Genomic DNA, 21,618 nt, shown 5'->3' on the forward strand with positions numbered 1-21,618 from the left:
GGTTATGGCTATTTGCTGGGGAATGATGACAATAATATAATAAAGAAATGGAGGGTCGTACTTTTGCTAGGGTAAGCCCTTGTTTTACAAGGCCTTAATTGGTCGTTGTCGCTCCTTATACAGGAGTGTGGATTTAAAATACAGGAGAAAAGCGTGGCGATAAGCTAGTTGTTCAGTCGCTCCTTATATAAGGAACGTGGATTGAAAGCGCCTGCTGCCGGGAGAGCACGTCGGTCTAGTGGGCGGTCGCTCCTTAATGCAGGAGTGTGAATTGAAAAAAATGAAGGTGTTTTTATATTGAGGCCAGCCCTCTAAGTCATATGAAAATGACTTAGAGGGGACTGGCCTTCCTTATTTTTTTCGGAAACCGATGGAATGAAGACCGATTAATTATTCCCCATTGCTTAGATCAACTTTATCTTACAGCTTAACCCAGGCCACCAGCCCATCGGGTTGATCCGGGTTGATGCCGTGGCGTTCGGCGTTGGCGAGGGCGGCGATTTGCGGGATGAAAATGAACGGAATGCCCCGCACCGCCGGGTCCAGCGGACGTTCCGTCGTAAACGCGAGGTCGACGATATCATGCGGGGCCGCATCCGCCCGATCGGCAAACGCGATGACGGTGGCTCCCCGGTCTTTGATATCGCGCATCAGGTTGCGCTGGTGGTCGATGCCGCTGTCCGACAAGGCCGCGATCACCAGCGTATCGGGGCCTACTGTCACCATTGGGCCGTGGCGCACGTCGAGCAGATGGTAGGCGTGAGCCTGCGTCTTGGCGATTTCAGTCAAGGCGATGGCACCCTCGGCGGCCAGTCCTTGCAGCTCGCCATCTGCCAGCACGACGGCGTTCGTCCAGGCAAAGTCAGAGACACGGCGGATATCGTTCTCCACGCGCGCCATATAGGCTTCACCCTGGTGAATAGCCGCTTGCATGTCGGCAATCAGGTCCTCGTCGCCGGCAAGAAAGGCGGCAAGGAGCAGATTGGCCGCATACAGATTCGTAACCGTGCGGGTCTGGCAAACGCTGTCGTCAAAGGCCCAGGGCAGTTCCAAGGCAAAATCGGCCTTTGCGGACAGCGGGGAATCCGCTACGCAGGAAATGGACAATACGGGAATGCGTTCTTCCGATTGGATCAGACGCAGCGCTTCAACTACTTCGCTGGTGCTGCCAGACCGTGACGGTGCGATGGCCAGGGTGCCAGTCAGCATAGAGCGGTAGCGGTCGGCATGGAGCATCAGATCACCGGCGGCCAGGGAAAGCGCAGGCAGGCTGGCGCGTAAGCGGAAGGAGAAAGCGGCCGCTTCACTCAAGCAATAGCTGGAGCCGGAACCGACGAAGGTCACGGAGGTGACTGCCTGTTCACGGACAAAGGCGGTAAATTCAGCGCGCTTCGCCACCATATATTCGAAGGTCTGCTGCAGGGCCTTGTATTGGCCTTTGATTTCACGATACGTCAAACTCATAAAGATGTACCTCCCGGAAATGGATTAATTATGACGCCTTGTGTCAATTTTATAATTTTTTCAATCAAAAATGCAATAGTAATGATTGATACAATCAATATTATGAGTTTATATCCACAAGAAGAGCAATATAATTTTACAAAGTGATTGATTTAATCAAAATAAACGATTATTATGATCACAAGCACAAGATTTATCCAATCATCCATTAATCAAAAGTCATTTGTTTCAAACATTCGCATAGTGGAATGGATCCAAAAAATAACGTGAACGTTGGTGACGGCAGATCAGAACGGATAAGCTAACGGACCAGAGCGACCTTATTTGCCTGGAAAGACGCCGTTTTCATTTCTAACGGACAGGAGAGCTGCTATTTGCTCAAAAAGAGCCGGATACGTGCACATTAATGCCCAATAAGGTCTGTGGTGTCCGTTACAGCTTCGAAAACTGTTGATTTCGCAGAATAACGGCACTGCGGTCCGTTAGATTGGCTTTACGGTACGATCAACAGCTGTGGTCCGTTAGATTGGCTGTGCGGCACGATCATCAGCAGTAATCCGCTAGGATTGGCTTTGCGATACGATCGCAATTGCAGCTGCAGTCGCAGTAACAGCTCCTGTTGTGGTCATGGCCCATACCTCTAAACGTTATTACCGGATCGTTCCACTAATGAGAGGGAGGTGTTAAGCTCGCTCAAACCTGCCGCTATATAGCCCACTAAAGGGTCACCTAATGAACCTTTTGTATCCGGCGTGCGGCCATACCTTTCAAGGGGGAAAAAAGATATGCCACTTATCTCATCTACTGAAATGCTGCAAACGGCGCGCAGGGAGAAATACGCCATTCCCGCTTTTAACGTGCATACCCTGGAAATGCTGCAGGCTGTCGTAGAAGCGGCGGTTGAATCGGAATCCCCGCTTATCATTCAATCCACGGTGGGCACCGTCAAACATTTGGGGCCGGATTACATCGCCCATGCGGCCAAAACGGCGGCGGATCGAACAGATCTGCCGATGGCGCTTCATCTGGATCACTGCACTGATTTTCCCACAATTATCCAATGCATACGCGCTGGCTACACGTCGGTTATGATCGACGCCTCCATGTTTCCTTTCGAGGAGAATGTAAAGCAAACCTGCAAAGTAATGGAAATCGCTCAGGCTTCCGGCGTAAATGTGGAGGCAGAGCTTGGCAAGGTCGGCGGTGTTGAGGACGACATTGTTGTGGATGAGCGGGATGCTTCGTTGGCTGATCCTGAAGAATGCGCTCTGTTTATTGAACGTACCGGTGTAAGTACGCTTGCGCCTGCGATTGGCACCGCCCACGGTATTTACAAGGGCACACCGAACATTGATTTCGAGCGGATTGCGCGCATTGCGGATCGTGTGGCTGTACCTTTGGTGCTGCACGGCGGGTCTGGCATTCCGGCTGAGCAGATTCATCAGGCGGTCGCGCTGGGTATGGCCAAGGTGAACATCGCCACCGAACTGCGCATTGCGTTCTCCGACGCGATCAAAGGGGTGTTTGCAGAGCATCCCGACGAAAACGATCCGCGTAAATACATGGTTCCGGCGAAGGAAGCGGTCAAACGGCTCGCCATGGAAAAAATGCGGCTCTGCGGTTCTGTCGGCAAAGCGGGCGTGGCCAGATGATCACCACCGTCACACTCCATGCCGCCATTGACCGGACGTATTATGTCGACAACTTCAGGGCAGGGCAGGTGCAGCGGGTGGCCCGGCAGGTTGACGAGCCAGGGGGCAAAGGCAACAATGTTGCCAAGGTGATCCGCCAGCTCGGCGGTGAGGTCACGGCCACCGGCATCATTGGCGGCAACAATGGCGCGTTTATTGAGAGCAGCCTGACGGAACGGGGCATCCAGACGGCCTTTGTCCATGGACCGGGAGAGTCGCGGGTCTGCCTCAACATCCTGGATGAGTCCACCGGAACGTCCACCGAGTTGCTCGGGCAGGGAGCGGCCATAACGGAAACGGAGGTTGAAGCGATCAAGGAAACGGTGCACCAGCTTGCCTTACAATCCACGGTGGTTGTGCTGTCAGGCAGTTTGCCCGCCGGTACGCCGGAAGGCTTGTATGCAGAACTGATCAGCATCGTGCGTTCCACTGGAGCGCGGACCTTCCTGGATACCAGCGGAAGGGCCTTCAGCGCGGTGCTCGACGCAACGCCTCACCTAGACGCGATGTCTCGCCATGACGCGATGCCTCACTTCGTGAAGCCGAACGAGCAGGAACTGTCCGGCTGGTTGGGCCACGTACCGCAGGAACCTAGCGAGTGGGCCCGGGCCGCGCAGATGCTGGCGGACCGGGGAATCGCCGAGGTATGTGTAACGCTCGGCAGCCGGGGAGCTGTGGCACTTCTGGATGGCGCAGGGTATCTGGTGACACCGCCGGCCATTCAGCCCGTGAATACTGTGGGCTGCGGTGACGCCTTTGTGGCCGGTATGGCGTATGCGGGGGAACTCGGCCATTCGGCCGCAGACAGGCTGCGTACCGCCGCTGCAGCGGCTGCGGCGAATGCGATGTCCGCGAAAGCGGGGGATATCGACTACCGTCTTTTCCGGGAATACGAGCAGCAGGTGCAGGTTACAGCTCTGTGAAGAGTCCGGCAAAAGCGTGCGGTTGCACGTTTTTCCAACAGGATGCGGGTTTACTTGGGTGTATTGCAATCCATCCTTTCATCCTCCACAATAGAGCTAACACGGGTTGTAACAGCCCAGATATATCAAAGGAGAGACATATGCAATATTCAAAGGGTGAACTTCGCAGAGCGAAAACACTGGAATTAATAAAATCGCGCGGAAAAATATCGCTGCAGGAGATTATTGAAGCCATCGGCTGCTCGGAAGCGACCGCAAGACGTGATCTGGACGTGCTGGAGAAAGCGGGCAGTATCATCCGTACGACCGGTGGAGCCATTTACGAAGGGGCGCTGATGCCGTCGGCCGCAGAGCTGCCTTTTGCCGCCAAACATGACTTCCAACGGCAGGATAAAGAGCAAATTGCCGAAGCTGCAGCTGCCCTGGTGCAGGAAGGGGACATTATCTGCCTCACCGGGGGAACTACGACGTTTTTTATTGCAAAAGCGCTGAAAAAACAGCGGAATATCACGATTGTCACCAACGCGGTGAACATCGCTTTTGAACTGGCCGACGCGGAAGATATTCAGGTGGTGGTGATCGGCGGTGTGATGCGGGCCAAGAGCTATGAGCTGAGCGGTCCGCTGGCGGAGAACGTGATCGATAAAATCAACATTACCAAAATGTTTCTTGGGGTGGACGGTGTGTCTCTTAATCACGGGTTTACGATGCATTCCGAGCTTGAAGCCCGTATCGCTCAATTAATGATAGAACGTTCCAGCGAAGTGTATGCTGTATTCGATCAAAGCAAGCTGGAGAAGAGCGCTTTGTTTACCATTACCCCCCTGGATCAGGTGACGGGGGTAATCACGAATAAACAGCCTGAGGGATGGTTTGAGCAAGCGTGCCGGGAGCAGCGGATTGCCGTACATACACCTATGGACCACACCGCTTTTATCTAATGGCTTAATGGCGCTTATGCTCAAGTAACCTCCCCTTCATATGCTGGCTAATTTGCAGGATTAGGGGGATATGCAAATGCGGTTTTCCAAGTTTATGCTGATCATCATGGCGGTTTGCGTTGTATTCGCTGCAGCGGGATGTGGAGGCCCTTCCACGTCCGGCAGCGATACAACCGCAGACCCGCAAGGCAAGGTGAAGCTGGTCTTCTGGAGTCATCAGGAAGATGGAATTGTAAACGCATACAAAAAACTGATCGCCAAATACCAGGACGCACATCCTGATGTAACCATTGAGTATCAGACCTTTCCGTATGATGTGTACAACCAGAAGCTGAAGGCTTCATTCTCCGCGAAACAACCGCCCGATATCGCCGAGTTTTTTGGCACCTGGGTTCCCGAATATTCCAAGAACAATTTGCTTGTTGAAATCCCTGATAGCGAAAATGTAAAAAAAGCCTACTATGACGCGCCTCTTGGCGGGTATATGCGGGATAACAAGCTGTACGGGCTGCCGCTGGAATACAACATTGAAAACGGCGGCATGCTGATTCATCCACAAATGCTGAAGCAGCAAGGCTTCGATCAGCCGCCGTCCACCTGGAACGAGCTTGTGGATTATGCCCAAAAACTGACCGTGCGCGAAGGAGATGTCATTAAAGTCAAGGGCTTTGATTTTGTATCGACGGACAATATCACTTTTACCTTTTTATCGCTTATTTTGCAGCAAGGGGCAAGCTTCTGGGGAGAAGGAGGACATGTGAACTTCAATACTCCAGAGGCACGTCAGGCGATGTCGGCCCTGGTCTCGCTTGTGGCTGATGACAAAGTCACGGATTTGACCGCGTTTGGCGGGGAGCTGGATACCTCCGATCATTTCTTTCGCGGCAATTCGGCCATGACCTATCGCGGCCCTTGGACGATTTCTGCGGGCATCAACAACTATAAGGTTAGCGATTTTGAATACGTGCCTGTGCCGTCCTTTACGGACAGTCCACCTGTTTTTGCCGCCGAATCCGGCTGGGGTCTTACGGTGGCGAAGCAAAGCAAACAGCAGGAGGCTGCGCTGGATTTCATCCAGTTCATTTCGGAGAAGGACAACCTTGAGGCGTGGAATACAGATACCTTTACCGTTCCGGCCAAAAAAGAAATCGCCGAAGACCCGGCATTCCAGAGCAGCAATCCTTATATGAAAACCTCGCTGGCAGTGCTGCCGTTAGGTCAATGGATTGGCCCTGTGGCCGACCGGGACTACTTCTTCAAGCAGGTCAACGACAATTTTCAGTTGATGGTCAGCGGGCAATTGAATGTGGAGGCAGGATTGGCGAACATCGAAAAGGCTATCAATGATAGCCAGGATCAACATAAGTGATAAGGGGGCTCGGGCATGAGTGTTGCTGTACCAACCGACAAGACGAAGGGACTTAAAGCGGCAGGAAAGACGGCGGGGTACAGGGCAAAACGGAGATTTATCATCATATCACTGGTGCCGATTCTGCTCCTGTTCGGGGTGTTCGCTTTTCTTCCGATTGCGTGGAGCCTTGGTTTGTCCGTATTCAAGTATGACCCGCTCAGCTCAAATGCGGTGTTTGTGGGGGCAGAGAACTACAGCCGTATGCTGCAGGACGCCGTTTTTCTAAAGTCGTTATGGGTCACATTCAAATTCGTCATCATCACCGTGCTGGTCAATATCGTCATCACGCTGCTGATTGCTGCGGCCATTCAGCGGGTCAGAATCCCGTGGCTCAAAAATTTGTTCCGGACGCTGTTCTTTCTGCCAACGATTGCACCACTCGCGGGCACGGCTATCGTATGGAGCACGATGTTCAATTACAACAACGGCCTGTTCAACATGGTGCTGGCCAAGCTGCATATGGCTCCGATCCAGTGGCTGAGCGATCCGCATTATGCGCTCTATTCCGTCATTTTGATGACTTTGTGGGCAGATATTGGCTATAACATCGTACTTTTTATTGCAGGAATGGACTCCATTCCCGACATGTACTACGAAGCGGCGATCCTGGAGGGCGCAGGCCGGTGGCATATCTTTTTCCACATCACCTTACCACTGCTGCGCAGAACGCTGCTGTTTGTCTCCGTGACCACGGTCGTTTCCTATTTCCAGGCTTTCCCGCAATTCCAGATCATGACCAAAGGGGAGCCGTTCAACGAGACACGCGTGCTGGCACTGCACATTTATGACCAGGCCTTCTCCAACTCGAACATGGGATATGCCTCGGCTATGGCGACCGTATTTCTCATGATCATTCTGCTCGTGACTTTGCTGCAACTGAGATGGGGACGTGCGCAGTGGGAACATTGAGAGGGGGAAAAGAAGCTTATGCCGCATAAACGCAGTGTTTGGGACGGGGTGCTGATCGCTGTGCTGGCAGTGGCGGCCTGTATCATGCTGCTGCCTTACGCCTGGATGGTGCTGTCTTCGCTGAAGAGCAACATGGAGATCGTGTCAGGCTCTGGCGGATTTTTTCCCAGCCAGCCCAGCCTGGAGGGATACCGAACGGTTTTTCAAGATGCACCATTTGTCACGTGGCTGTTGAACAGTCTGGTGACCTCCGTCATCATCACGGTGATTACCTTGTTGACCAGTTCTCTGGCCGGATATATTTTTGCCAAACATCAATTTAAGGGGAAAAGACTGCTGTTCATGCTGATTCTTGCGACGATGATGATTCCGTTCCAGGTCATTATGATTCCGACCTATCTGATCACGTCCGAGCTCGGATTGGTCAACAATTTGATGGCGATCATTTTGCCTAATCTGGTCAGCTCCTACGGGGTGTTCCTGGCCAAACAGTTCATTGAGGAGATTCCGCAGGATCTGCTGGAAGCAGCAAGAATAGACGGCGCGGGCGAGTTCAGGCTGATGCTGCGCATCATTTCGCCGCTCATCATGCCGATGCTGTCGGCGCTGGGCATATTCACGTTCATGAACTCCTGGAACAACTACCTGTGGCCGCTGATCGTGCTGAATGATGAGAGCAAAATGACCGTTCCGCTCGCCTTGGTCTATTTTAACGGAACACACCAGGTCAATTACAATGTCGTCATGTCCGCAGCGGTTCTGATTACGATACCGGTTATTATTGTGTTTCTGATCTTCCAGAAGCAATTCATTAAAGGTCTGACCATGACAGGCATGAAATAAGGGGTGAGGAGAAGAGCTATGACGAAAATTTCAATTATCGGTGCAGGCAGTGCGTTTACCCGTGAGATCGCGATGGATATCCTTCTGATCGAAGGGCTGGAGGGCGGTACGATCGCTTTGGTCGATATCGACGAGCGGCGGCTTGAGCTGGCGCGCAGACTGGTGCTCAAGATCGTAGAAATGACAGGGACAAAGTGGGAGGTCATCGCTTCCACAGATCGCAGGGAAGTCATCGGTGGCTCGCAGTTTGTAATCAACCAGATTGAGGTTGGCGGGCTGGAGACGGTGCGATACGAATATGAAATTCCACTAAAATACGGGGTCAAGCAATGTATAGGCGATACGCTCGGACCGGGAGGCCTGTTCAAGACACTGCGCACCCTTCCCAGCTGGATCGAGATCGTCCGGGACGTTGAGGAGCTGTGCCCGGACAGCATGATTTTGAACTATACCAATCCGATGTCTGCGGTCACACTGCTGACTTCCCGCATCACGGACATTCCGGTGGTCGGCCTCTGCCATTCCATCCAGAATACGTCCGCTCAATTGGCGGAATACGCTGGGGTTCCGTATGAAGAGATGCACTGGAGAGCCGGCGGCATCAACCATATGTCCTGGTTTGTGGAGCTGTCCCATGCCGGGCAAGACCTGTATCCGGTTCTGCTGGAAAAAATTAAGGACCCCGAGCTGCTGCGCCAGGACCCGGTCCGCTTTGACGCCATGAAGTATTTGGGCGCCTTCGTCTCGGAATCGAGCGGCCATTTCTCGGAGTATATTCCGTATTACCGCAAACGCCAATCGCTCATCGATCTGCACTGCAGCACCGGTTATAACGGGGCCACAGGCTTTTATGCCGACAATTGGCCGATTTGGCGCAAGGAGAACGACGAGCAGATCGTGCAGCAGCTCGCAGGCACGCTGCCGCTTGAAATGCAATCCAGCAATGAATATGCGGCTGTGATTATTGAAGCTGTATTGAAAAACGAGCCGAAGGTTATTTACGGCAACGTTCCCAACCGGGGGTTGATCGAAAATCTGCAGGCAGACGGCGTAGTTGAGGTGGCCTGCCTCGTTGACCGGAAGGGCGTTCAGCCTACCCGTTTCGGAAAGCTGCCGGAGCACTTGGCTGCATTATGCCGTTCGAACATGGCCTTTTTTGACCTGGCTGTAGAAGCTGTGCTGCAAAGAGACAAGGAAATGGCCCGCCATGCGCTGATGGTGGACCCGTTGACGGCAGCCGTATGCTCCCTGGATGAAATCGGCAGCATGTTCGAGGAACTGTATGAGGCGGAGCAAGGTATTGTTCCGGTATTGAAATGATGCGGCCTCAGGAGGGGGCGAAGCCCGTCGTTGTCGTCGCCGGTGAACTGAACGTGGACGTCATTGTGTCCGGGAATGATGTCATGCCGGAATGGAACCGGGAAAAGATGGTCGATGGCTTCGAGGTCGTGCTCGGTTCCTCCTCGGCGATCACGGCCTGCGCGCTGGCCAGCCTTGGAGCGGACGTGCGGTTCGTCAGCGTGGTGGGGGACGATGATTTCGGCACCTTCTGTACTGGCGAGCTGCAGCGCATGGGTGTCAATACGGAGCATGTCACCCGGCTGCCGGGCATCAAGACAGGTGTGACCCTGTCCTTATCCACACCTGCCGACCGCGGGTTGTTAACCTACGCCGGCAGCATCCCGCTGCTGACCCCGGCGTATATCCCGGAGACGCTGCTGCGGCAGGCCGAACATCTACACTTCGGCTCCTACTATTTGCAGGACGGCATGAGACCTCACTGGCTGGAACTCTTTAAAAAGCTGCGTGCGGACAGGATCAGCACGTCCTTTGACACAGGCTGGGATGTAGCCAATCAGTGGGACCGCGAGGGCATCAGTGCGCTGCTGGCGGAAACGGATTTGTTCATTCCGAGTGAGGAGGAACTGCTGCATATTTTCCCGGCCGATCAGGTCGCCAGTGTGCTTGAATCCATGCTGCCTTCTGTCGCTGGTATGGTGGCAGTCAAGCAAGGCTCCAGAGGCGCTTCGCTGCGCGAGTTTGACGGAAGTGTGATATCGGCAGCGCCTTATGTGGTGACCCCGGTGGACACGACGGGAGCAGGTGATTGCTTCAACGCGGGCATCATTTACGGCTATCTGCTCGATCGTCGCGGTGAGGAACTGTTGCGGTTCGCCAATGCGTGTGGGGCGCTGTCGACGCTTGGGGTCGGAGGAACAGGCAGTCTGCCGACAGTGGAAACCGTCTCGCGTTTGCAAGCTGGACATGGCCAGTGAAGGCGGGATACGCTCAGTGAATGCAGGTTATCATGTACGAATCCAATTTGAACAATAGGAGTTGAGGAATGATGATGAAGCTCGGGAAAATGTTGCTGGCAGGTGTAAGCATGGTTGTGGGGATTGGTCTGGCTTCTGGAAATGTGCAGCCTTCTGCTGCCTCTGCGGCAGGTACTGAATATTACGTGGCGACGAGCGGCAGCGACACCAATGCGGGAACGAGCGACGCGCCGTGGAAGACGCTGCAGCACGCGGCTGACACGGTTCCTGCGGGCAGCACGGTCTATGTGCGGGGCGGTGTATACAACGAGAAACTGAAGATCACCCGCTCCGGCTCCGCTTCTGTGGGCCCTATTGTGTTTGCCAACTATGACAATGAGGCACCAATCATTGACGGCAAAGGACTTGCGGTCAGCGGGTCCGAAGGGCTGGTCGAGCTGGCTGATGTGAATTATGTTACCGTGCAGGGGTTTGAAATTCGCAATTTTACTACGGCTTCCAAAGATGCAGTACCTGTAGGTGTCTATGTCCATGGTGCGGGCGGTTTCATCAATCTGTCCAACAACAAAGTTCATGATATCAAAAACACAGCAACTCCGAGTGGCAGTGACCGGCTGGGCCGGGATGCCCATGGCATCGCCGTGTACGGAACGAAAGCACCCGATTCCATTCACGACCTTACGATCAGCGGCAATGAGCTGTACAATCTCGTGCTGGGCTCCAGCGAATCGCTCGTTTTGAACGGTAACGTGGACGGTTTTACGGTGAGCAATAACCTCGTTCATGATAATGACAATATCGGGATCGATCTGATCGGTTTTGAGGGAACTGCGCCGAACACCGCCTACGATCAGGCGCGGAACGGCTTGGTGAAGAGCAACCGGGTGTACAACAATTCCGTGAAAAATAACCTGTCTTACGCAAAAGACGACAACTCGGCAGGCGGCATCTATGTGGATGGCGGCAAGGATAGCGTGATCGAGCAGAACTACAGCTACAACAACGATATCGGCGTCGAGATTGCCTCCGAGCATGCCGGCAAATCCACCAGCAATATTACGGTGCGCAGCAACGTGATTTATAACAACCGTCTGACCGGTATCGCTATAGGAGGTTATGACACCAAGCGCGGCTCAACGGTAAACTGCAAGATTGTGAATAATACGGTGTACAATAACGATACTTTGAACGATTATAACGGCCAGCTCCTCGTGCAGTATGATACGCAAAATAACGTGATCAAAAACAATATTTTCGTGGCCAACTCCACGGATGTGCTGTTTTACAATGAATACACCAAAAACTCCGGCAATGTTGTGGATTACAATTTATATTTTGCTCCGGGCGGCAGCTCGGATGCCACCTGGACCTGGAAAAATAAAGAGTATACGGGATTCTCCGCATATAAATCGGGAACCGGCAACGATGCGCATTCTCTGTTCGCCGATCCCAAATTCGTGAATGCGGCGGGCGGCGACTTCCATTTACAGCCTTCGTCTCTGGCGATTGATGCCGGGCACACGGACACTGCCATTATCGGAACAGGGGATATTGACGGAGAGTCCCGCGTGAAAGGAAGCGCCGTGAATATCGGTGCTGACGAGTAAACCTTATAGTAGAATGAAAACAGTGCGTACCGAGTTTACTGGTACGCACTGTTTATGTGTTTATTTAAGACGGGAGACGAGTCTCTATTTTTTTGTATTTTGCACCGAACGTATGTGCTATAATTGATTGTGTGTTGGGAGTGATTCTACACAATGAGGGTAGGTGGGGAAATGCCGGTATGGCAGCTTATTCATAGAAATGGGGAGTCTTATGCTGCCGAGATAAGGCCTATGGAGATTGCAGATGTCGGAGCTTTGAAGCAAATGGGATGGGAGAATACTTTTGATTGGAGTATATATTTGGATGTAGAGCACTTATCTGATGCATATGTACTTCTTGTCTCGGGTAATAACTATATTCAGGGAGCGATTGCAATGCGAGCGGATGTGGGGTTTGTTGAGATTGATCTCCTGGAGAGTGCACCGTCTAATCGGTACATAAATCCAAATCGAGAGTTTATCAATGTGAGCGATGTACTTATGGGGTCTGCTTGTTTGTTGAGTTTGCAGTTAGGCTTTGAAGGTTTTGTCACCTTCACACCTAAAACCAGATTACGGGCTTACTATGATGAGCGTTTTGGAGCAAGGGACTTAGGTTCCAAAATGTATTTGGATGATATTGCAGCTCAGAGACTCGTTCAGTTATACTATAGATAGGGATAGGGAGATGATGTCATGAAAAATACTCAGAGGGTACGAAGGCTTGCACGCTTGAGTTCATCATCAATGCACTTCAAACATGAGTCGGGGGTCATGATTATTCCTCCGGAACCGGGCACTGAGGAACATACTAGAGCTGCTATGCAAAAGGTTCGTCAGCAGTTGAAGGATGATCTTGGTGAAGAAGAATATAACAACCGTATGAAAGCAACCAATGAATGGTTTGAAAACTATACTGGGATCAAAGTCCACTCCAAGTGAATGGGCTTTTATTTTTTTGTGCAATAGTCGGCATTTACGGTGAGCCAGGGATTAAGCGTGTCAAAATGGCGAACGCCGACAGTCTGGCCAAGCGGATGGTGGAGGATCTTTTGCAGGATATGAAGATTCTGGGGATCTGCCTTCCGTTCGGCAGGGAAAGCGGCTGAAGGGGCATTGGAAGTGATTTCGCCAAAGGAGCTGAAGCTGTAGTTCAGGGGGCAGAGTCGACGAAAGCCATTGTCGCCCGCATGGGCCGCACTGGTACGGTCGGTGAACGCAGATCGGTTATCCCGATATCACTATACAATTTACATTCCTGATACTTCCTGTATCCGCCTCATTTGTCCCTTCACAATCGAGGGGCTGAATATCACCTTTCCTGCCAGAAATCGTAGACGAGAAGTGTAATGATTATTTTCATAAAGGTTGCGTAAAACCCTTCCGAATTAATTCAAAATCTTGCATAAAAATTCGAGAAACAGTAGGAAAGATGGTACCTTGGATTTATATAATAGCAGACATTAACTTCCGATAATAGAACGGTAATCGAATTGCTAACTACTTCAAAGTCACAAGAAACATACCATTTTAAAAGAAAAGGAGAAATGTATGGAACAGAGAAGATTGAAGTATTTCCTGAACTGCATTCTGATCATGTCACTGGTGCTGGGCTTTTTCCCATGGCTTGCGGCTCCGCAGGTTCAGGCTGAAGAGGCGGCGGCAGCCGAGGAGGATGATCTGTTATCCCAGAACCGGCCAGCGTATGCCTCATCCACGTTGGGCAACAGCACACCGGACCTCGTAGTGGATGGAAAAACAGATACACGCTGGGAAAGTGTGTGGCAGCAGGACCCGCAGTGGCTTTATGTGGATCTTGGTGCGGAGGCCAAGCTGTCCAGGGTGGAGATCGAGTGGGAAAATGCCTATTCGAAGGAATTTGAGATTCAGGTCTCCGATGACGGGGAGAACTGGAATCCTGTGTTAACTGAGACAGATGGACAAGGCGGCTTATTCTCGAAACTGGTTTCTGGAGAAGGACGTTATGTCAGAGTATTCAGCACCAAGCGTGCGCAAGAGGCATACGGGCTTTCGATCTGGGAATTCAGAGTATATGGAACGGGTGGCATCAAGCCGCAGCCGGAAGCCCCGAATCTTGCGCTGAACAAGCCGGTTACGGTGTCTTCGCTTGAGAAAGAAGAAGAGGGCAAAGAAAATCTGTCAGAGAAGGATTATCTGGCGGCTAACGCAACAGACGGTGATGCGAGTACGCGCTGGTCCTCCGCACACAAGAATAATGAATGGATCTACGTCGATTTGGGGGAAACAAGCGAAATCGGCAGTATCGTTTTGAACTGGGAGGCCGCTTACGGCAAAGCCTATGATATCCAGGTTTCGGACGATGCACGCAGTTGGACGACCATATACAGAGAGCTGTGGGGCTCAGGCGGCAAAGAGAGCATACCGCTCTATGCCAAGGGGCGCTATGTGAAAATGTTGGGAATCGCCCGTGGGAGCGAGCACGGATACTCGCTGTTCGAATTCGAGGTTCACGCGTACCGTGAGGGCGATGAGAAGCCGGTCTATACCATTCCGGACATCCCGTCCCCGGAGTCCGTGAATGTTGGAGCGGGCAGCTATGAAATCAATGATATTACACAGCTTGAACCGAAAAACCCGAAATACCGGACAGAGGATGTCGTTTCGCCGATTCCATCCAATGATTGGTGGCAGTCGCTGCTGATCTCCAGGCTGGGAGACAGCAACGGACTGATTACCCTGCCATTCAAGAACAAATATACGAAGCTGGGGCTGGCTATCCTGAATCCGGGTGAAGGTTATGCATCGGCAAACGGCGCTTCAATCGATGCCGACGGAGACCCCGATCTTTTCCTGCTGCCGAACACGATCAATCCGTCGGAGATGGAGACCAAAGTTTCCGGATACGGGGACTATTCGGCAAACGTGATTCTGAGCGATGATGGCACTGCCAAAATGAGCACTACCTTCGTCAAAGGATCGCCGTACATTTATAACACATTTGCCAACCCGGACGCCATTATTTTGCAGTCACCGGTCATTACCGGACTGTTTGACGATAACGGCAAGCCTGTGCTGGAGAATGACGGCGATACGCTGACCGCTGATCATATCGGCATCAAGGTCACCAATAAGGACCGGGCGCCGGTTCCGCAGACTTTTGACCGGTATTACGGTGTCTTTGCACCGCCGGGAACGGTTTTCACAAGACTGGGCAGTAACATCAAAATGAAATTGGGGTCGGGCGGAGATTACTTATCCATCGCTACCCTGCCATCCGCAGCAGAGCTTCCTTATTTTTATCAGCATGCTTATGCATTTGTAAAAGATACCCGGGTAGATTACAGTTTCGATCAGGAGTCGTCCACGGTCAGCACCCGGTTCAATTCAATTACGGAGCAGAAGAGAACAGGCTTCTCTTCCGATACGCTGATGGCCTTGCTGCCGCACCAATGGAAAATAACTTCCTCTTCCCTGACGGAGCTGACTTATCCGTCCATCCGGGGAACGCTTAAGGTGCATGAAGGCAATACCTTCACAACCAGCGACCGTTTTTACGGAATTGTACCGCAGTTCGCGGAGCCGGATGATCCGACGTATTCCAGGGCACAACTGAGTGCTTATCTGGATTTGCTGGATGCCGACCTGACGGGGAACAACATGATTGAAGACCCGTATTGGCAGGGGAAGAAGCTGCATCCGCTGGCGCTGGCGGTGATCATAAGCGATCAGATTGGGGATGAGGAAAGAAAAGAATACTATCTCGGAATTTTGCGGGACATTTTGACCGACTGGTATACATATTCAGAGGATGAACCGCAGCATTCCTATTATTTCCACTATTCGCCGGAATGGGGAGCCATATTCCCTTATCACAGCGGTTTTGGGGTTAACACGGGGCTGACGGATCATCATTTTACTTACGGATATTATGTCTTTGCTTCGGCGGTGCTGGCTTCCTATGACGAAAGTTTCCTGAACGATTACGGGGATATGGTGGAGGTGCTCATCCGGGACTATGCCAATCCTTCCAAAACGGATGACCAGTTCCCTTGGATGCGCAATTTTGATCCGTATGAAGGCCATTCCTGGGCTGGCGGTTATGCCGACAATCCGAGCGGCAACAACCAGGAAGCGGGGGGAGAAGCGCTGTTTGGCTGGGTAGGCCAATACATGTGGGGCATGGTGACTGGCAACAATGCTTACCGTGATGCAGGAATTTGGGGCTTTACGACAGAAGAAAAAGCGATTGAGCAATACTGGTTCAACTATGATCACGACAACTGGACCGAAGGCTATAAGCATGCTATAGCAGGCCAGGTTTATGGCAGTGCCTATCTGTTTGGAACCTTTTTCTCGGGTGATCCGCAGCATATCTACGGCATTCACTGGCTGCCGCCTGCGGAATGGATGACTTATTACGGACGTGATCCGGAAAAGGCGAAAGCCTTGTATGAAGGCATGGTCCAGGATAACAACGGGCCGGAAAATACGTGGCAGCATCTGATCTGGCCTTTTGAATCGATCAGCGACGCACAGGCGGTGCTTACCAAGTGGGATACGACCGCTATGCAGAAAAACGAGGTATTCAACGCGTATTGGTTTGTACACAGCATGGCGACGCTTGGCACACGCACAATGGATATTTGGGCCAATGACCCGGGGGTAACGGTATATAATTCGGTATATGAAAATGGTGAAGGATACATCGCTCAAGTTTGGAATCCGTCGAACAGCGAGAAAACGTTCGTGTTCTATAATGCGCAAGGGGAAACAGGCTCCACAACGGTCTATCCGGGCGCACTGGTCACCGTAGACCCGACCGAAGTGACAACGGTTGAACCGGATACGAACTCCGGAATCGTCTATCTGGATCGCTCGAATTGGACAGTGACAACCTTTTCCGATTCCTCTCCTGAGGCTGGGAAGCTGATGTTCGATAACGATCTCAGCACCCGCTGGACGTCGGAACGGGCGCAAAGCGGCACGGAGTGGATTGAGGTTGACCTGGGCGCACCGCAGTCTTTCGACACCCTATTCATAAACGCCGGTACGAGCGGCGGTGATTATGCCCGTGCTTATGAAGTTTACGTTTCCGACAACGGACAGGACTGGGGAGAGGCCATTGCAAGCGGAGTGGGCAATTCAGCCAGCATCGCCACAACCTTTCCGCTGCAAAACGTAAGATATATCAAAATCGCGCAAACCGGCACAGCCGACAGCTGGTGGTCGATTTCCGAGCTGAAGACGGCCAAAATGGGCAAAAACGGGGGAAATAGCGGCGGGGATACCACCAGCCCGGCTAAAGGAGAGCTGACTGACCACTCGCTGTGGACGGTCACAACTTCGACCTACGGCAATCAGGATATTGCCGCCAACATGCTGGATGGCGATCTGGCAACCCGCTGGACCTCCGGACAAGATCAGACCAATGGGCAGTGGATTCAACTGGATCTGGGGAAAACAGAAACCTTTGATACAGTGACTCTGAATCCGGGCTCTTTTACAGAGGATTATCCGGACAGCTACAGAGTATATGTTTCAAACGATAACAAGAAATGGAACGGACCTGTGGCCAGCGGACAGGGAGCGCAGGGCGACCTTACGATTACTTTCCCAATTCAAAACGCCCGTTATCTGAAGATCGTACAGACAGGCCAGTCTTCCAAGTGGTGGTCCATCGCGGAGTTTTCCATATTCCATTACGGAACGGGAAAGCAAACAGAATTGTCACGGAGCGGCTGGAGTATGACCGCTTCCTCTACGGCGGCCGACAGCAGTAAGACCGGGATGCTGGATGGAGACACCGCTACCCGCTGGTCCACCGGCAAGCCGCAGGAGGAAGGGCAGTGGATTGAGCTGGATCTGGGAACCGTTCAATCCTTTAACCAGATTGTGATGGACAGCAGAGGCAGCGCTGAGGACTATGCCCGTGGATACCAGTTGCTGGTCTCCAGAGATGGTGAGACATGGGGAAGCCCGGTCGTGGAAGGGAAGGGAGCGGCGTCCAAAATGACATTAACCTTCCCGGCGCAGACGGCACGTTATATCAAGGTTATTCAGACTGGTACGGATTCCCGCTGGTGGTCGATCAGCGAATTCCGCGTTCTGGCTCGGGATGCGAGAAATCAGGATGACGCTATTGCAGGTGTGCTGGATCGTGAAGCATGGACGGTGACGGCTTCGGTGTATGGCAGCGAGTCCGATGAGACCAATATGCAGGACGGTAATCTGCACACCCGTTGGACTTCCGGTGAGAACCAGACCGAAGGGCAATGGCTCCAGCTTGATCTGGGGGACGTCCACAGCTTTCGGCAGATCAGCATGGATTCAGGCAGCAGCAGAGACGATTACGCGCGGGGATACCAGATCTTCGTTTCCAACGATGCCTCCGCCTGGGAGCTTGTTGCGGAAGGGGAAGGCACCTCACGGGTTGTAACTCCGAAGTTCAGGGCTCAAAACGCCCGATATATTAGAATCGTTCAAACCGGGGAAGCAGAGAAATGGTGGTCAATTGCGGAGTTGAATGTATTCAAGTAAACGTTGGCTTTAAATTTATGTATCAACACAGCATGCTAAGGATGTAAAATTGGTTTGGCTTCTGTCTAAAATTCGTATGAAAAGTATGATGTGGCAGAAGCCAATGCGATTTGCCAAATAATATACATATTCTAGTTGTTCTCCCAAGCTCGTAGGTTTCGAACAGACGACAGACCTGCATCAACTTAACGAAATGGCGAAAGGGCTGCAGTACAAGTACGAGTGACCCGGCAAAAGTTCCTCGCGCAAGAGTTGACTGCTTCCCGCAAAACGGCTTTCGGCTCGTGTATGGAATTTCCGGTTGTATTCGTTGATAAGCTCGTCCAAAACCATCGATTGCCTGAGAACAGAGGAGTGAGTTAATCCGTATATTTGCTCCAGCTCGTAAAGCTGTTGTCTGGATTGTTCGATTTTCAGACTTAAGTTCTCCTGTTCAGGCATGCGTATCCCTCCTTTCATTCACATAACCCTTAGTTTAGGTGCTTATGCCTTTATTTAGGAGAAAAATATTTAAGAATGAGATATTTAAGATAATAGAAAACAGATTTGGAGCTGATCTCGGCATTGAACTGAGTATACTGCATTTTGGGATATATATGTTGCATGATATTATCGAGATAAGTCGGGAAAGGGGCATGCTTGTGGAGGAAATACAGCTGAGTAAGGAGCTGTTCGGCCTGCTTGACGGCAGCAGACTGGAAAGCAAACAAGGGGAAGCGATGATGTTGCTTACCGTCACGGATGATCATTGGCCGCATGTGGCGATGATCAGTGCGGGTGAGATCGTGGCGCTCAACAGACGGCAACTGCGGCTCGCACTCTGGTCTGGTACCACAACGACAGGCAATGTGATCAGAACCGGGAAAGCCACGCTGGCGGCGTTTGCCGATGGGAGGGCGTATTATGTACGGCTCCTGCTTGAGCAGCTTCCGGAGCTGCCTGATGCGGAATATCCGCGCGCCCGTTTTACGGCGACGGTCGCCTCGTCCAGAGCGGATACAGCGAAGTATGCAGATATTCTAACAGGCGTTACCATTCGTTTGAAGAATCCTGCAGAGGTGCTGAAACGGTGGGAGAAAACGCATGAAGAGCTTATGCGGTAAATAAAGAGCCAGCCCTGCACGTTAGATGCGTAAGGGCTGGCTTTTTATACTGGATAACCCGTGAGCTTTTAGACGACAGCTTCTCTAGAGTGAAAATTACAGAGATTTCAGCGCCTTGTCCAACTGGGCGCCGTATTCGGTTGCAGCCGGATCGGTTGTCTCTTCAGTGTTGTAGTAGTACAGAATCAGAGCATTTTTGTGTTCAAATGTCAGGTATTTGAAAGGCAGGCTCCCTATCTGCTCTTTGAAATTGACCAGCCCCGCCTGACGTGCTTCTTCGGAGTTGAAGGTGTAAATAGTAACGATTTCTTCTTCGCCGGATTTTGTTTTTACGATGTTACGGTCAGGCTGTGTGTCGTTCAGCACCCAATCGTTATCGGCTTTGCTGGATGTAAGGGGAATTCCTTCCTTTTGAATTGCGGCTTTAACACTGTCCGCCGTCAGCTCTTCCGCTCCTGCAGCTTCTTCGCCGGAATTGACTTCCCCGGTCTGGCCGTTGACTGAATTCGAATCGGTGCCCGGTGAGGTTTCTGTATTCTCCGTATTTTGTCCGCTGTTTGTCGCTCCATCATTGTTCGAGCAGGCGGCGAGGGTGAGCAGGGAAACGGCAAGCATAAGACTCGCTAAAAATTTCATAGTTTACCTCCTGTGTCTTTTACGCCCATACAGACTTCTTAAGGACGCAGCTTTATAGGTACCATGTGTATTATTAACCATATACAGAGTAAAATAAACAATATTAAAGGGAAAAACACCACAAGATGGAACTGGAGAATGGCTGCATTTACCTCATCTCGGCCCGATGGTATGATTTAGAGAACAAGCTTATCATGTCATGCCAAAACGGATATGAGTAAATGGAGGAATAGAGATGAGCAGTAAATTGGAACAAGCAACAGTAGGTTTTATTGGAACAGGAGTCATGGGCAAGAGCATGGCTCGTCACATTATGAAAGCGGGTCACAAGGTCCATGTATACACGCGGACGGCAGCCAAGGCTGACGATCTGGTACAGGAGGGAGCGGTGTGGCAGGATACCCCTGCCAAGCTGGCAGCCGCATGTGATGTGGTCATTACGATGGTCGGATATCCTCAAGATGTGGAACAAATCTATCTGGGTGAGGACGGTCTGATCGCACACGCCCGCAGCGGCGCTTACCTGATCGATATGACAACCTCCAGTCCGCTGTTAGCACAGCGGATTCATGAAGCCGCAGCCGCGAAAGGGCTGTATGCACTGGATGCTCCCGTATCCGGCGGGGATATAGGGGCAAGGGAAGCGAGATTGTCCATTATGGTCGGCGGCAAGCAGGAGGATTACGAAGCGGTGCTGTCGATCCTCAAGCTGATGGGTACCAATATTGTGTTGCAGGGTACGGCCGGTGCAGGACAGCATACGAAAATGTGCAACCAGATCGCCATTGCCTCGAATATGCTTGGCGTATGCGAGGCGCTTGCTTACGCCAAGCAGGCGGGGCTGAATCCGGAGCAGGTGCTGAAGAGCATCGAAAGCGGTGCGGCGGGAAGCTGGTCGTTGAGCAATTTGGGTCCACGTATGATTGCTGGCAACTTCGAGCCCGGCTTTTATGTGAAGCATTTTATCAAGGATATGGGAATTGCGCTGGAGTCGGCCAAGGAAATGGGGATGGATACACCCGGACTGGCATTGGCGGTGTCCTTGTACCAACAAATGTCTGAACTAGGCTATGACGAAAAAGGGACGCAGGTGCTATACAAGCATTGGGTGCAAGAAGCATCCGGGAAATGAAGCACTAGGGAGATCTGGCTCAGAGGGCCACGGGATGGAAAGTGACTCGTCAGAGCAAAATTGAGAAAAATTGGATATCGCAGATATTAATATGAAACACAAAATAATAAGCAATCTGAGTCCGGTATTCATACGGACTTAGATTGCTTATTATTTGTTGAAAACGTTTTTACACTGATCATTC

General features: G+C 51.8%; 17 protein-coding genes. 14 read left to right on the forward strand and 3 right to left on the reverse strand.

What is annotated here, in order from left to right; translation table 11 throughout:
• Positions 1–420: 420 nt before the first annotated feature.
• A complete protein-coding gene (locus ACE5LO_RS11070; RefSeq protein WP_375520075.1) occupies positions 421–1,464 on the reverse strand; it encodes an SIS domain-containing protein in 1,044 nt (347 codons plus the stop codon).
• Between the two features lie 785 nt (positions 1,465–2,249).
• On the opposite strand from ACE5LO_RS11070, the gene fba reads away from it, so the two are divergent.
• The 12 genes from fba to ACE5LO_RS11130 all read left to right on the forward strand — a co-directional run bounded on the left by fba (position 2,250) and on the right by ACE5LO_RS11130 (position 18,563).
• The gene (gene fba / locus ACE5LO_RS11075; protein WP_375520076.1) at positions 2,250–3,116 is read left to right on the forward strand and encodes a class II fructose-1,6-bisphosphate aldolase; all 867 of its coding nucleotides are present in this window, start codon (positions 2,250–2,252) and stop codon (positions 3,114–3,116) included.
• Positions 3,113–4,078, forward strand: a complete 966-nt coding sequence (locus ACE5LO_RS11080; RefSeq protein WP_375520077.1) for a 1-phosphofructokinase family hexose kinase — start codon at positions 3,113–3,115, stop codon at positions 4,076–4,078. Before fba ends, ACE5LO_RS11080 begins: the two co-directional genes overlap by 4 nt.
• A 140-nt stretch (positions 4,079–4,218) precedes the next feature.
• Complete coding sequence (locus tag ACE5LO_RS11085; protein ID WP_375520078.1) at positions 4,219–5,019, forward strand: DeoR/GlpR family DNA-binding transcription regulator; 801 nt, start codon at positions 4,219–4,221, stop codon at positions 5,017–5,019.
• A 76-nt stretch (positions 5,020–5,095) separates the two neighbouring features.
• Entirely contained in the window at positions 5,096–6,388 is a 1,293-nt protein-coding gene (locus ACE5LO_RS11090) for an ABC transporter substrate-binding protein (RefSeq protein WP_375520079.1), read from the forward strand.
• Positions 6,389–6,403: 15 nt separating this feature from the next.
• Positions 6,404–7,339 carry a carbohydrate ABC transporter permease gene (locus ACE5LO_RS11095; RefSeq protein ID WP_375520080.1) on the forward strand — a complete coding sequence of 312 codons (936 nt, stop codon included), beginning with the start codon at positions 6,404–6,406 and terminating at the stop codon, positions 7,337–7,339.
• Positions 7,340–7,357: 18 nt separating this feature from the next.
• The gene (locus ACE5LO_RS11100) at positions 7,358–8,182 is read left to right on the forward strand and encodes a carbohydrate ABC transporter permease (protein WP_375520081.1); all 825 of its coding nucleotides are present in this window, start codon (positions 7,358–7,360) and stop codon (positions 8,180–8,182) included.
• Between the two features lie 18 nt (positions 8,183–8,200).
• A complete protein-coding gene (gene melA, locus ACE5LO_RS11105) occupies positions 8,201–9,502 on the forward strand; it encodes an alpha-galactosidase (protein WP_375520082.1) in 1,302 nt (433 codons plus the stop codon).
• Positions 9,499–10,458: a carbohydrate kinase family protein gene (locus tag ACE5LO_RS11110; RefSeq protein WP_375520083.1), complete on the forward strand. Its 960-nt coding sequence runs from the start codon at positions 9,499–9,501 to the stop codon at positions 10,456–10,458. Before melA ends, ACE5LO_RS11110 begins: the two co-directional genes overlap by 4 nt.
• A 71-nt stretch (positions 10,459–10,529) precedes the next feature.
• Positions 10,530–12,065, forward strand: coding sequence for a right-handed parallel beta-helix repeat-containing protein (locus tag ACE5LO_RS11115; protein ID WP_375520112.1), 1,536 nt, complete (start codon positions 10,530–10,532; stop codon positions 12,063–12,065).
• 171 nt (positions 12,066–12,236) lie between these two features.
• On the forward strand, positions 12,237–12,722 hold the full coding sequence (locus tag ACE5LO_RS11120) for a hypothetical protein (RefSeq protein ID WP_375520084.1): 486 nt from the start codon (positions 12,237–12,239) through the stop codon (positions 12,720–12,722).
• Between the two features lie 18 nt (positions 12,723–12,740).
• Positions 12,741–12,986 (forward strand): hypothetical protein, encoded by a 246-nt coding sequence (locus ACE5LO_RS11125; protein WP_375520085.1) that lies wholly within the window; start codon positions 12,741–12,743, stop codon positions 12,984–12,986.
• A 609-nt stretch (positions 12,987–13,595) separates the two neighbouring features.
• A complete protein-coding gene (locus tag ACE5LO_RS11130) occupies positions 13,596–18,563 on the forward strand; it encodes a discoidin domain-containing protein (RefSeq protein ID WP_375520086.1) in 4,968 nt (1,655 codons plus the stop codon).
• 180 nt (positions 18,564–18,743) lie between these two features.
• Here the strand turns inward: ACE5LO_RS11130 and ACE5LO_RS11135 are convergent, their stop codons facing one another.
• Positions 18,744–19,004: a Spo0E family sporulation regulatory protein-aspartic acid phosphatase gene (locus ACE5LO_RS11135; RefSeq protein ID WP_375520087.1), complete on the reverse strand. Its 261-nt coding sequence runs from the start codon at positions 19,002–19,004 to the stop codon at positions 18,744–18,746.
• A gap of 194 nt (positions 19,005–19,198) precedes the next feature.
• On the opposite strand from ACE5LO_RS11135, the gene ACE5LO_RS11140 reads away from it, so the two are divergent.
• Positions 19,199–19,666: a pyridoxamine 5'-phosphate oxidase family protein gene (locus ACE5LO_RS11140; RefSeq protein ID WP_375520088.1), complete on the forward strand. Its 468-nt coding sequence runs from the start codon at positions 19,199–19,201 to the stop codon at positions 19,664–19,666.
• A 96-nt stretch (positions 19,667–19,762) separates the two neighbouring features.
• On the opposite strand, the gene ACE5LO_RS11145 is transcribed toward ACE5LO_RS11140, so the two are convergent.
• Positions 19,763–20,302 carry a hypothetical protein gene (locus tag ACE5LO_RS11145; protein ID WP_375520089.1) on the reverse strand — a complete coding sequence of 180 codons (540 nt, stop codon included), beginning with the start codon at positions 20,300–20,302 and terminating at the stop codon, positions 19,763–19,765.
• Positions 20,303–20,537: 235 nt separating this feature from the next.
• Between ACE5LO_RS11145 and ACE5LO_RS11150 the strand changes: the two genes are divergently transcribed.
• The gene (locus tag ACE5LO_RS11150) at positions 20,538–21,434 is read left to right on the forward strand and encodes an NAD(P)-dependent oxidoreductase (protein WP_375520090.1); all 897 of its coding nucleotides are present in this window, start codon (positions 20,538–20,540) and stop codon (positions 21,432–21,434) included.
• Positions 21,435–21,618 lie beyond the last annotated feature (184 nt).

Source organism: Paenibacillus medicaginis, assembly GCF_042138635.1.
In the GTDB taxonomy this organism is placed as follows: domain Bacteria; phylum Bacillota; class Bacilli; order Paenibacillales; family Paenibacillaceae; genus Paenibacillus; species Paenibacillus medicaginis.